The organism is Flavobacterium sp. (assembly GCF_035760125.1).
GTDB lineage: Bacteria > Bacteroidota > Bacteroidia > Flavobacteriales > Flavobacteriaceae > Flavobacterium.
Genome location: NZ_DASTTN010000079.1, coordinates 1 through 14,145, shown reverse-complemented (window position 1 = coordinate 14,145; position 14,145 = coordinate 1). Strand labels below are relative to the sequence as shown.

The window sequence follows — 14,145 nt, the reverse complement described above, 5'->3', positions numbered from 1 at the left end:
AAAAAATTAGTCAAAACTTGTTTGTTTAATAATATTAGCTTGAAGTGTAATTGTTTCAAATTGAGTTATTTGGTTTTTTTTCGGTTTAATTTTTTTTTTGGACAAATATTTGTAGCTATAATACAGTATTAATTTAACTCTTTTTTCTTTCAATTTTGAAATTTTTAATAAAACATATAAAAAACATTTAAATGTGTTTTTTTTACACTTTTTTATTTCATTATATATTTTTATTTCTTAAAATTTTAACATTCATTTTTCGAAATCGAAAACGTTTTCGGTCCAACTACAACGTTATAGTTTTGTTTTTCTTAAAATTTTCTTAATAAAATAACTATGTTTGACTTTATATTTTAAACAAATAACCAAATTATTAACTAACTTATTTATTACGTATGAAAAATAGTCTACAAAAAGGCTTAATGGTTTTCATAACCATGCTATGTACTAGCTTGATATATTCGCAAGATATATCAGGGCTGGTAACTGATGCGAGTGGCCCACTCCCTGGGGTTTCGATATTAGTAAAAGGAACAAAAACGGAGACGCAAACTGATTTTGATGGAAAATTTACAATTAAGAATGTGGGTTCAGACGCAGTCTTAGTTTTTACTTACATTGGACTTAAAACTCAGGAAGTAAGTGTTGGGAGTAAAAGCACTATAAATGTTGTGATGGCTCAAGATCAAAGTCAATTGAATGAAGTTATTGTTGTAGGGTATGGTTCTGTAAAAAAGAAAGATGCAACGGGTGCAGTAGATATGTTAAGTTCCAAGCAATTTGACAACATATCTGCTACCTCTCCTTCAGAATTATTGAGAGGAAAAGTGTCTGGGGTACAGGTAACACAAACGAGTGGTGAGCCAGGAGCAGGTGTTTCGGTAAGAATTAGAGGTAATTCATCTATTCGTTCTGGAAATAACCCATTATATGTAATTGATGGTGTTCCATTAGATGGGGGAGATGTTTCTTCTGGTGGTTCGGATATTAATGGTCTAGGATCTTCTTCTGCCAGAAATCCATTGAACTTTGTGAATCAAAGTGATATCGAAAGTATTTCTGTTTTAAAAGATGCTTCTTCTACTGCTATCTATGGTTCACGTGGAGCAAATGGAGTTATCGTGATTACAACCAAAAAGGGAAAATCAAAAGTGCCACAATTAACATTTAATTCTTCTGTAAGATTTAGTAGTATGTCTGGAGATTTTAGATTGTTAAATGGTGATGAATTTGTTGCTGCGGGTGGACCTGATAAAGGATCAAGATCTTACAATTGGGAAGATGCTATTTTAAGAAGTGGATTCACTTCAAATAATGATATGTCTATAAGCAGTGGAACGGATAAGTCTAGTACAAGATTCTCTTTGGGTGCTAGTTCAACTGATGGAATTGTAAAAAACACAGGTATCGATAAATATACAGCTTCATTTAACAATAATAATGACTTTTTTAGTGGTGCACTTAAAATTGAAACCAATTTATTATATGCAGGACTTAAAGATGAAACTACTTTAATTAGTAATGATGCTGGTTATATTGGAAATTTAATAGGTACAGCTTTATATTGGAATCCTACTTTGCCAATATACCAACCAGATGGTAGTTATACTTTTGTTGGGGATGATTATTTAAACCCAGTTCAATTGTTAAATGCTTATGATGATCATACTGAGACAAATAAAGTTCTTGGAAGTATTGCTGCAACTTTAAAATTAGGTTCTCATTTCAAATATAAATTTATGTTTGGTGTTGAATCATCTAGTTCAGTTAGAAAACGTCAGTTACTGCCTACTATAAAAATTAACAGTAGTGACCTTGTTAAAAATGATGCTGCGAATGGTGGTGTTGAAAAAAGAGGTTTTGCAGAAATATCTGGAATAAGCAAGTTCAATAAAACAATAGAGCACACATTGACTTATGATAACAGTTTTAGTGATAATGTATCTCTTAACGCGTTAGCAGGTTTCTCTTATTATTCTTATGACACTAGTGGTTCTAGTGCAAGAGGTGTTGGGTATGTACCGGAACAAACACTGCTTGTTGATAACATACAAGGAGGTATTGCTCAGGAATTTAGAACTACATCTTACAAAAATAGAATTGAATTACAATCTTATTTTGCTAAAGCAGAAGTTACATTGTATAAAAATTTAATTGTAACTGGATCTATTCGTGCGGACGGATCTACAAAATTAGGAGCTGATAACAAATGGGGCTATTTCCCGGCAGTTGGAGCAGCCTATAAAGTAATAAATAATAAGGACGGAGCTTTAAATGATATCAAAATAAGAGGTAACTTTGGAGTTACTGGAAATCAAGAGTTTCCAGTGAATTCAGCTGTGTCTAAATCTATTTATGGAAATGGTGGTTCTCCACAAACAGTTTCTGGAGCAAATAGTGAATTGCGTTGGGAAACGACTACTTCATATGGTATTGGAGCTGATTTCTCTTTTTTAAATAATCGCCTAACAGGTTCATTAGATTACTATAAAAGAGACACTAAAGATTTGATTGCACCAGTGCCTCAAGCTTCAACTCAACCAGGTCCAGCTTCTAATAGAAGTGTTAATTTACCAGGTAATTTAATTAATGATGGTGTTGAAGTATCTTTAAACTATAAAATTATTGACAAAGAAGATATGTCTTGGAATTTTGGGATAAACGCTGCTTTCTTGAAAAATAAAATTACAAATTTTGGTTCAGTTTCTTTACTGGCAGGTGGAATCAACGGACAAGGTTTGTCTGGAGCTAATGCTGAGATTATTAAAGACGGATACCCATTGTATACTTATTTTCTTTATGATTTTAAAGGATATGATGCAGCAGGTAATTCTATTTATACAGCTGCAGATGGATCAAATACTGGCTTAGGAAATGCTGACAAAAAATTATTAGACAAACAACCTTTGCCAAAAATCAATCTTGGGTTCAATACTAGTTTTACATACAAAAACTTAGATGCTGGGATGTCATTTTATGGTGCTTTTGGTCATTATCTGTATAATAACACTGCCAATGCTTACTTTTTCAAAAGTGCATTGTTAGGGGGAAGAAACGTAACTCCAGAGGTTGGAAGCTCTCCTCAAAATGGAAGTGATCCTAACTCACCTTCAACTAAATATTTAGAAAGTGGTGATTTCTTGAGATTGGGTAATTTAACAATTGGATATACTTTCAAAGGAGCTTTTATGGAGAAAATAAAATTAAGTTCAGCTCGTTTGTTTGTTAGTGGTGAAAACTTATTTGTAATCACAAGTTATTCTGGATTTGACCCAGAAGTAGATACTAATAAAGCCCTTAACGGAGTTCCTTCTGCAGGAATGGATTATTTGTCATATCCAAAAGATAAGAGTTTTTCTGTAGGACTTAATGTAACATTTTAATTAAGAAAAAAATGAAAAGAATAAATATAATTAAAAGCATCTTTTTTATAGGTACAATTGCATTTGGAGTGAGTTGTACAAATTTAGATGAAGAAGTTTTAGATGGTTTCGTAAATGCAGATGGCGGTGGCGGAGAAGTAAATACAGGTAATTTCTTGCAATCTGCATATGAAGGATTAAGAGGATTTCAGGATCAAGACAAGATGTTTACATTGGACGAAATGTCTGGCGATGGTTTAGTTGGTCCTACAAGAGGTGGTGACTGGGATGACAATGCCAAATGGAGACAATTCCATGTTCACACTTGGGGTTCGGATAATGTTGAAATTAGAAATGCTTGGAATTCTCTATTGACTAATGTTTACAATTGTAATTTGGTTATTTACAATACAGCTACAGATTCTCAAAAAACACAAGCCCGATTTTTAAGAGCTTTCTATTATTATAATATAATTGATTTGTTTGGTCAAGCGCCTTATAGAGAAGAAGGAGCTGCCATTACAGAGGATCCTAAATATTGGACAAGAAAAGAAGCTACTGCTTTTGTAATTAGTGAGTTAGAAGCTATTGTTACTAAGTTGCCGGCTCGTGTTGCTAATGACGCGAGTATCGCTAATGTTGATGCTGCACACTTGTTATTGGCTAAATTGTATCTAAATAAAGCAGTGTTTAATGCAGACGATGCTGCAGGACCTTACACTTTTGATGCTGCGGATATGAATAAAGTAATTTCAAATGTTGATGCAATTACGTCAAGTAGCTTGGCTTCTGAATATTGGAGTAACTTTGCGCCAACAAACAATACCTCTAATGAGATTATATTTTCTTCTAAAAACGTTTTAGGTTCAGGTGGAGGAATTCAATCAAGATGGAGAATGGGAATGCACTATAATCAAACTCCTGGTGGATGGAATGGTTTTTCAACGGTTGCTGAATATTATGATCGTTTTGACGCAGCAGATGACCGTAGACAACATACTTCACCTTCAATTATAGCTAATTTTGGAAATCCAATTGGTTTTCAATTCGGACAAATGTATGGTCCAGAAGGAGATTATAAAACAAATAAAGATGGAACAAAATCAATCATGTCAAAAGATGATTACAAAAATAATGTTCCTTTTGTTCATTATTTAGGTGGTGTTGTTGCTTTACATGATAGAAAAGGAAACCCATTGTTCTATACAAAGGAAGTTACTATGATTGTAAGTGGACCTACTCTTGAAACGGCAGGTATTCGTACTCAAAAATACGAACCAGATAATGCTAATCTAGGGAATCCAGAAAATGATTATGTATTAATGCGCTATTCTGATGCATTGTTGATGAAAGCAGAAGCTGCATTAAGAGGAGGAGCAGGTGGAGCAGCAACTGCTCAAGCTATTATAGATCAAATTGATGTAAGGGCTAAATTACCGGCTGGATCTACACCAGCAACATTGGATGGTATTTATTTAGAAAGAGGAAAAGAATTATGGTATGAAGGATGGAGAAGAAATGATATGATTCGTTTTGGTAAATTCTTACAACCTAGAGAATTAAAGCCAACAACTTCAGATCCAAAGTATGCATTGTATCCACTTCCAGCAGATGCATTATTTAATGCGAATGCTAAACAGAATCCTGGATACTAAGAAATTATTTACTTCATTTTGTTTTGAGTTAGTTATAAAGAGGGTAATTTATTACCCTCTTTATTTATTTAATTTTTATTATTTTTTAAATTTATTACTATTTATTGTATAAATTAGGTCATTATAACACAATCAATCTCTTAACCAAATACTGCCTACACTATGTTCAATCGACTTGCTCTATTTTCTCTCTTTATTTTTGTTTTTTCTAATTGCTCCAAAGAAAATAGTGATAATAAAGATGGTTTATTCACAAAGCTAGAATCTTCAAAGACCGGAATTAATTTTGTTAACGAAGTTAAGAATGGTAAAAACATGAACATTTTTAAATATCGAAATTTTTATAATGGCGGTGGAGTATCCATTGGCGATATTAATAATGATGGTCTTTCAGATGTTTTTTTTACTTCCAATTTAGGGGAAAACAAACTCTATCTCAATAAAGGAAATTTTAAGTTTCAGGATATTTCTAAATCTTCTGGGATTGTAATGACCAAATCATGGTCTACCGGTGTTGAAATGGTTGATATTAATGCAGATGGTTTGCTGGATATTTTTGTTTGTAATGCAGGAAATGGTATTGATGCCACGAGAAAAAGTGAGCTATTTATCAATAATGGGAACCTTACTTTTACAGAAAAAGCAGCTGAGTACAATCTTGCCGATACTGGTATTACGACTCATGCTGCTTTTTTTGATTATGATAAGGATGGTGACTTAGATGTTTATATTTTAAATAATAGTTTTATTCCCGTAAGTAGTCTTAATTATTCCAACAAAAGAGAATTAAGAGATAAGGATTGGGCAGTAAATGATATTCTAAAAGGAGGTGGTGATAAATTAATGCGTAATGATAATGGAAAGTTTGTTGATGTAAGTGAAGCGGCTGGTATTTACGGAAGCCTTATAGGTTTTGGACTTGGAGTAACAGTTGGCGATGTCAATGGGGATTTATATCCAGATATTTATATTTCAAATGATTTTTATGAACGTGATTATTTATACATCAACAATAAAAACGGAACTTTTAGTGAGCAAATTCAAGGGTGGGCATCGCATACAAGTCAATCTTCCATGGGGGCTGATATGGCCGATATAAATAATGACGGAAAACCGGATATTTTTGTAACAGATATGTTACCCGAAGGAGATGAACGTTTGAAAACTACAACTAGTTTTGATAACTACGATTTGTTTACTCGAAAATTGAACCTTGATTTTTTCTATCAATACATGCAAAATACGTTGCAACTGAATAATGGAAATAATCAATTTGTTGAAATAGCCAATTATGCGGGTGTTGCCAAAACTGATTGGAGTTGGGGAGCCTTAATATTTGATATGGATAATGATGGGTTTAAAGATATTTATGTTTGTAACGGAATTTATAATGATTTGACCAATCAGGATTTTATGGACTTTTTTGCTAATGGCTTAATTCAAAGAATGGCGGTTACTGGTAAAAAAGAACAAATGGAAAATATTATTAATAAGATGCCAAGTACGCCAATACCAAACTATGCATTTAGGAATAATAAAGATTTAACCTTTACCAATGAAATCAAAAATTGGGGACTAGATACACCTAGTTTTTCTAATGGCGCAGCTTATGGAGATTTAGATAATGATGGCGACCTTGATTTAATTGTGAGTAATGTGAATCAAGAAGCTTTTGTTTTTCAAAATAATTCAGAGAAAAAGAAAGATAATCATTTTGTAAAAGTAAAATTGAAAGGCGACAACCAGAATAAATTTGCCATTGGGAGTGTAGTTGAATTGTTTTCAGGAAAAGAAGTCCTAAGACAAGAATTAATTCCTTCCAGAGGTTTTCAATCCTCGATAGATTATGTGATGACTTTTGGTATTGGAACTAAAAAAATAGATTCACTTCAAGTAATCTGGCCAAATGGTAAATACCAAACCATTAAAAAAGTGGCTAAAAATTCAACTATTAATTTAAGTATTGCTGATGCAAGTTTAGTATATACTTTCAAAAAACCGAATATTAAACCCTTATTTTCTGAAAAACCAAGTTCGTTTTTGGCACACAAAGAAAATGATTATATCGATTTTGATTACGAAGGGTTGATTTCTAAAATGCTTTCTCAAGAAGGGCCTTCACTTGCTGTTGCCGATATTAACGGTGATGGGAATGAGGATGTTTTTGTTGGTGGAGCCAAAGGAATCTCCGGGAATGTTTATTTGAATAAAGGCAACGATACTTTTGTGCTAACTAAACAAACGGATCTAGTAGCCGATGCCAATTATGAAGATACAGCTGCCAGTTTTTTTGACGCTGATAATGATGGAGATCAAGATCTAATGGTAGGCTCTGGAGGAAATGAAAAAGCTGATCAAGCCAATTATAAAAATCGTTTGTATTTAAATAATGGAAAAGGAGTCTTTACTAAAAGCAAAACGAGTATTCCAACAACAAATAATAATGTTTCAGTGATTGCTGCTTGTGATTATGATAATGATGGTGATACGGATGTTTTTGTAGGTAGTAGAAGTGTTCCTGGGGTGTATGGCATTGATCCTAAACAATTGCTTTTGGAAAATGATGGTAAAGGGAATTTTGCCAATTCTACTGATAAAAAAGCGTTCAAACTGAATGAGGTAGGAATGATTACCGATGCAGTTTGGGAAGATATTGATAATGACGGAAAGAAAGATTTAATTGTAGTAGGCGATTGGATGGCTCCAAGAATATTCAAAAACACTGGTCGTCGCTTGGTAGATTTCAAATCGAATTTGACAAATTTCAGCGGTTTTTGGAACGCTGTAAGTTGTGTTGACCTAAATAATGACGGCAAAAAAGATCTGATTTTAGGAAACAAAGGAACCAATACTACCTATAGAGCTACAGACAAAAATCCGATGCGAATGTTTGTCAATGATTTTGATAATAACGGAACCATTGAACAAATCACCACACGTTCTATCGATGGAAGAGATATGCCCTTGCATTTGAAAAAAGAATTAGCCAGCCAAATTCCTTCTATAAAAAAGAAAAATTTGAGCTTTTCGGAATATGCGAAAAAATCATTTCAAGAAATATTTGCTCAAGATGTAGTTGATAATTCTATTCAGAAAACGGCAACCATTCAGGAAAGTGTAATTGCGATCAATAAAGGAAATGGCAATTTTCAGGTTAAAGTGCTTCCAAAAGAAGTTCAGTTCTCGTGTGTTAATGCTATTTGTGTATCAGATATTAATAATGATGGAATTGCAGATCTTGTTTTAGGAGGCAATCAATACGAATTTAAACCGCAATATGGAAGAATGGACGGTAATTGTGGAAGTGTACTTTTGGGAAATAAATCGGGGGCCTATTCTTGGTTGCCTTATAGCCAATCGGGTTTCTTTTTGAAAGGAGAAATCAAGCACATTAAGACTTTAAAGAATAAAGATAAAGGAGTTTCAATACTGACAGTTATAAATGATTATGCCCCAAAAATATTTAAGAGCAATGAATAAGTTTTATAGTCTAGGATTAGTTGCATTGCTTTTTTTAAGTTGTTCGGAAAAACAAGATCGTTTGTTCGAAAAATTAGATTCAGTTACAAGCAATATTACCTTTAAAAATGAATTATTAGATTCAAAAAAAATATCCATTTTAGATTACCTCTATTATTATAATGGTGGAGGTGTTGCCTTAGGAGATATCAATAATGATGGTTTGGTGGATGTTTATTTTACTTCAAACCAAGGAAAGAATAAATTGTATCTCAATAAAGGCAATAATAAATACGAGGATATATCTGCAAAAGCGGCAGTAGAAGGAGAAAATAATTGGGATACCGGAACTGTTATGGCCGATGTAAATGGCGATGGGTATCTCGATATTTATGTGTGTGCCGTAGTAGGAATAAATGGTTTTGAAGGCCATAATGAGTTGTACATCAACAATAAGAACAGTACGTTTACAGAAAGCGCAGCCGAATATGGTTTAGACCTCGATAATTACAGTACTACGGTGTCATTTTTTGACTATGATTTAGATGGTGATCTGGATATGTATTTGTTAAATCATGCAGTACATTCGGAGTTGTCTTTTGGAAATGCCAATATTCGAAACAATAGAAACTATGAGTCAGGAGACAAGTTGTTTAAAAATGAAAACGGAAAATTCGTAGATGTAAGCGCTCAAGCAGGAATTTTTGGCGGAGCCAATGGATATGGTCTTGGTCTTGCTGTTTCAGATTTCAATTTAGATGGTTATCCTGATATTTATGTTGGAAATGATTTCCATGAAGACGATTATTATTACCTCAATAATGGAGATGGAACTTTTACGGAAAGTCTGAAAAGCTATTTTGGCCACACCAGTAGATTCTCGATGGGTGTAGATGTAGCCGATATAAATCATGATGGTTTTCCAGATATAATGTCACTTGATATGCTTCCGGAAGATGAAAAAGTCTTGAAATCTTCCCTCGGAGATGATAATGTTCAAATGTTGAAATTGAGAACCGAAAGATATGGCTATCATAATCAATACACCCGAAATATGTTGCAAATAAATCAAGGAGGAAAACATTTTACAGAAATGGCCTTGTTAAGTGGTGTGGCAGCAACCGATTGGAGTTGGAGCACTTTATTTGCGGATTACAATCAGGATGGGGAACAAGATATATTTGTATGTAATGGAATTCCAAAACGACCGAATGATTTGGATTATGTGAAATATTTTTCGAATGAACAGGTTAAAAGAAAGATTAACACAACAAAATTGTTAGACAAAGAAGCATTGAAAAAAATGCCAAAAGGCAACGTGACTAATTATGTTTTTGAAGGAGGTCCTGATATTCAATTTATAAACAAATCGAGTCAATGGATTGAAAATGATTCTATTATTTCAAATGGTAGTGGTTATGCCGATTTGGATAATGATGGTGATTTAGATGTAGTAACCAATAATCTTAATGATATTGCTTCGGTTTACATAAATCAGACGAATAATAAATCACATTATTTAAAAGTAAAGCTTCAATTTGTTGGTAAAAACACTTTTGGTATAGGGGCTAAAGTTATCTCTTATGCTAAAGGAAAACTGCAATTTAAAGAGTTGCAAACCGCTAGAGGTTTTGAATCTTCATCAGAACCGATGATTCATTTTGGATATGGAAAAACCACTGCAATTGATTCTTTAGTTGTGGTTTGGCCAGACAAAACGTATCAAACTTTGAAAAATGTCAAATGCAATCAAACGTTAGTTATAAAGGCAAATGCAAACAGAAAAACATTTGATTATCAAAAATTGCATCCTGCCGTTACTCCTGTTTTCAAGAAAGATGAAACTGGTTTAGGTATTGATTTTACACATCAAGAGAATGATTATATTGATTTTGTGTTCCAAAAATTAATTCCTTATGAGCGTTCCGATCGTGGACCTGCTACAGCAATAGGTGATTTGAATGGGGATGGAAAAGAAGATATCTTTTTTGGTGGATCCAAAGGAAAAAAAGCGGCTATTTATCTTCAAAATTTGAATGGATTTTCTAAAAAGGCTTATAGCGAAATCGAAAAAGATTCTGTTTTTGAAGATGTCTCTGCTGCAATTGGAGATTTTAATAACGATAAAATCAATGATTTGTTTGTAGCTTCCGGGGGCGGCGAAAATGCTTCGAACTTGCAAGACCGACTGTATGTTGCTAAAGGAAATCAATTGGTAAATTCAGTTTTGCCTAAACTTTCTCAAAATGCAGCAGTGGTTAAAGCTTTTGATTATGATAAAGATGGAGATTTAGATTTATTCATTGCTAACAATTCATTGAATAATAGATTTGGTAGTACTTCAGATTGTTATTTGTTAAAGAATAACAAAGGTGTCTTTGCATTTGCGGATGCGAAAGCATTTGAAGGTATTGGTATGGTTACGGATGCTGTTTTTAGTGATTTTAACAAAGACGGTGAAGACGATTTAGTCGTTGTCGGTGAATGGATGAAGCCCACTTTTTTTGCCAATAAGAATGGAAAATTCGTAAATGTAACCGAAACTGTTTTTTCGGAAAAAAGTAGTGGATTGTATCAATCGATTATCCCGTTTGATATCGATAATGATGGAGATCAGGATTATTTGGTTGGGAACTGGGGAATGAATTCTAAATTCAAAGCATCTCAAGAGTTTCCGATGAAAATGTATTATGATGATTTTGATAAAAATGGAACTTTCGAAACCATTGTTGCAAAAGAAAAAAACGGAAAATATTATACAACATTGGGACTTGATGAACTAGTTGAAGAGTTTAGTGGGATGCTGAAAAAGAAATTTAATAGCTATAAATCTTTTGCAGGAAAACCATTGGAGGAAGTTTTTGATATGGCAATGTTAGAAAAAGGGAAGCTGTACGAAGTGCATAACTTAAAATCGGGTTATTTGAGAAATGATAACGGAAAATTCACTTTCGCTCCTTTTGCCAATAAAATGCAAGTATCGCCTATTACCTGTTTTGTGAAATCAAATTTTGACAGTGATGCCAAAGAAGAAGTTTTTGCAGCAGGGAATTATTTTGGAGTTACACCTTACCACAGTAGATTTGATGGATTCTCTGGGGCATTAATCAAAAATAATAAAACAATCTATTTAGGAAATCAAATAGGAATTGACTTGACACAAAAAGCGGTTCGACACTTGGATATTATTCGTTTTAATGGTAAAAAATATGTATTGGTTACCATAAATAATAAAAAAGCTGAGGTTTATGAATTGCCGATGAGCTCAAATTAATAAAAACTAAAATCTACTCAAAATTAAATAATACATTACAAAATATGAAGTCAAAAATATATAGTATAGCAGCAGTTTGTTTGCTTTTTATTTCATGTGGAAAACAAGAAAAAATTGTTGTATCGGCAGGTGATTTTCGTGCTGCTGTAGATACAGTTTCGCAAATAATGATTCACGATATTTTTTCTCCTCCAGTAGCGAGTAGAATATATGCATATCCAAATATTGCAGCTTATGAAGTTATTGCTCAAAACAGCAAAACCTATTCTAGTTTGCAAGGTCAGTTGAATGGATTGGATTCTATTCCAACATTAGATCCTAAAGCGAATGTCAATCAAAAATTAGCAGCGATAGTTGCACACATGGAAGTAAGTAAACAATTGATTTTTTCTGAAGATGCATTAGAGAAATTTAGAGATAGTTTGTATAAAAAATGGGAAGGTGAAAATTCTAAGGAGTTTGAGGTTTCAAAAGAATATGGATTAAAGGTAGCCGAAAGAATCAAAAAGTGGATGGGGAAAGACAATTACAAACAAACTAGAACCTTACCTAAGTTTTCGGTTTTTGCCAAACAAGCAGGAAGATGGCAACCCACTCCTCCAGCCTACATGGACGGGGTCGAGCCACATTGGGGAGAAATAAGAACTATGGTTTTGGATTCGGCTTCTCAGTTTAAACCAATACCGGCGTTGCCTTTTTCATTAGATAAAAATTCAGCTTATTTCAAGCAGGTAATGGAGATATATAATATTAGCCAAAAAATATCAGAAGGAATTAAAAAAGCAGAAGAGTCTAAAAGTAATGATGTGCCTGAAGAGTCAAAAATAGCAACTTTTTGGGATTGTAATCCTTATGTAACCGTAAGTCAAGGTCACATGATGTTTGCCAAAAAGAAGAATACCCCAGATGCACATTGGATTGGAATAACTAAAATCGCTTGTGAAAAAACCAATGCTGATTTTGAAAAAACAGTGTACGCTTACACCAAAACTTCAATTGGGATTTTCGAATCGTTTATTAGCTGTTGGGATGAGAAATACAAAAGTAATATGATACGTCCTGAAACGGTAATCAACCAGAATATTGATGAGAATTGGAAACCTTTGTTGCAAACTCCTCCGTTCCCTGAATATACAAGTGGACATTCTGTAGTTTCAACTTGTTCGGCAGCAATTTTGACCACAGTTTTTGGAGATAATTTTGCTTTTGTAGATGATTCAGAACTTCCTTTTGGATTGCCAAAAAGAAATTTCTCCTCTTTCAAAGCAGCTGCAAAAGAAGCGGCAACCAGTAGAATGTATGGTGGAATCCATTACAGAGCTGCTGTTGAAAACGGAGTTGTTCAAGGTAAAAATATAGGAGATTTTATTATTAAGAAATTGAAGATGGTTAAGTAGTTATGAAGATTAAAAATAGAATTGTATTAGGTTTTAGTTTAATATTATCAGTTTTATTGGTTTGGTATTTATTTGTAAAAGAGTGTGACTATTGTATTTCTTTTGAAATAAAAACATCAACAGGAACCGTTTTTCAAGGAATTCAGGAGTGGTCAAATGTTCAACTAAAAAATGACAAAGAAAGGTATACTATTTTAGAGAAAAGGAATTTTGATTTTATCAGGCAAGAAATGGTAAAAGGCAAAACAAAAATGGAATATAATTGGGAAATGAAATACGTAAATGATTCGACGACCAAAGTGAATGTTGGGATTAAAGAGTTGAATCATAGTATTTACAACCGATTGACAGCGCCATTTTTTAAGACTCCTTTTAAAGAAGAACAAATTAAAAAGATTGTCGATTTTAGAAACGGCTTGGATAATTTTTTGAAAAACTTTAAAGTTAAAATTAAAGGAGAAGTCACATCTCAGGAAGCTTTTGTCGCTTACATTAATATTAAATGTGTTTTGCAGGAGAAGGCTCAGTCGTTAATCATGAGAGATGGAGACATAACAGGTTTCTTGAGAATTCATAATATCAAAATTATTGGAAGGCCCTATATTGAAATAGTGAATTGGGATTTGGATAAAGAAAAATTGGTTTTTAATTATTGTTTTCCAATTAATAAAAATACCCAAATTATAGAAGATAGCATCGTTAAATTTAAAACATTAAAAGCGGTTAAAGGTTTAGGAGCATCGTATTTTGGTTCTTATAGAACATCCGATCGTGCTTGGTTTGCTTTGCGTGATTATGCCAAAGAAAATGGTTATGAGTTAGAAAATACGCCTTTAGAGCGTTATTTGGCTAATCCTTTTGATGGAGGAGATGAACTTACTTGGGAAGCTCAAATAGTTATTCCTTTCAAGAAAAAATAATAGCTCCATTGTTGCTTTACGAAAACGTTTTTGGTGTTTTCGAAATCGATTTCGATTTTATATTAAGTTTTAATTGTT

Annotated in this window: 6 protein-coding genes; all 6 read left to right on the top strand. The window is 33.1% G+C overall.

The window, feature by feature from the left end; translation table 11 throughout:
* Positions 1-395: 395 nt before the first annotated feature.
* The 6 genes from VFS71_RS03280 to VFS71_RS03255 all read left to right on the top strand — a co-directional run bounded on the left by VFS71_RS03280 (position 396) and on the right by VFS71_RS03255 (position 14,067).
* Positions 396-3,383 (top strand): SusC/RagA family TonB-linked outer membrane protein, encoded by a 2,988-nt coding sequence (locus VFS71_RS03280; RefSeq protein WP_326399356.1) that lies wholly within the window; start codon positions 396-398, stop codon positions 3,381-3,383.
* Between the two features lie 11 nt (positions 3,384-3,394).
* Positions 3,395-5,017 carry a RagB/SusD family nutrient uptake outer membrane protein gene (locus VFS71_RS03275; RefSeq protein WP_326399355.1) on the top strand — a complete coding sequence of 541 codons (1,623 nt, stop codon included), beginning with the start codon at positions 3,395-3,397 and terminating at the stop codon, positions 5,015-5,017.
* Positions 5,018-5,179: 162 nt separating this feature from the next.
* Positions 5,180-8,497: a VCBS repeat-containing protein gene (locus VFS71_RS03270; RefSeq protein WP_414655980.1), complete on the top strand. Its 3,318-nt coding sequence runs from the start codon at positions 5,180-5,182 to the stop codon at positions 8,495-8,497.
* Positions 8,490-11,750 (top strand): VCBS repeat-containing protein, encoded by a 3,261-nt coding sequence (locus VFS71_RS03265; RefSeq protein WP_326399353.1) that lies wholly within the window; start codon positions 8,490-8,492, stop codon positions 11,748-11,750. The genes VFS71_RS03270 and VFS71_RS03265 overlap by 8 nt, the downstream gene beginning before the upstream one ends.
* Positions 11,751-11,794: 44 nt before the next feature.
* Entirely contained in the window at positions 11,795-13,147 is a 1,353-nt protein-coding gene (locus VFS71_RS03260; RefSeq protein ID WP_326399352.1) for a vanadium-dependent haloperoxidase, read from the top strand.
* Between the two features lie 2 nt (positions 13,148-13,149).
* Positions 13,150-14,067, top strand: coding sequence for a hypothetical protein (locus VFS71_RS03255; RefSeq protein ID WP_326399351.1), 918 nt, complete (start codon positions 13,150-13,152; stop codon positions 14,065-14,067).
* Positions 14,068-14,145 lie beyond the last annotated feature (78 nt).

What these genes read in the sequence shown, in the direction of transcription:
- VFS71_RS03265 (WP_326399353.1), top strand. Translation starts at nt 8,490, where the DNA reads ATGAATAAGTTTTATAGTCTAGGATTAGTTGCATTGCTTTTTTTAAGT.
- VFS71_RS03260 (WP_326399352.1), top strand. Translation starts at nt 11,795, where the DNA reads ATGAAGTCAAAAATATATAGTATAGCAGCAGTTTGTTTGCTTTTTATT.
- VFS71_RS03255 (WP_326399351.1), top strand. Translation starts at nt 13,150, where the DNA reads ATGAAGATTAAAAATAGAATTGTATTAGGTTTTAGTTTAATATTATCA.
- VFS71_RS03280 (WP_326399356.1), top strand. Translation starts at nt 396, where the DNA reads ATGAAAAATAGTCTACAAAAAGGCTTAATGGTTTTCATAACCATGCTA.
- VFS71_RS03275 (WP_326399355.1), top strand. Translation starts at nt 3,395, where the DNA reads ATGAAAAGAATAAATATAATTAAAAGCATCTTTTTTATAGGTACAATT.
- VFS71_RS03270 (WP_414655980.1), top strand. Translation starts at nt 5,180, where the DNA reads ATGTTCAATCGACTTGCTCTATTTTCTCTCTTTATTTTTGTTTTTTCT.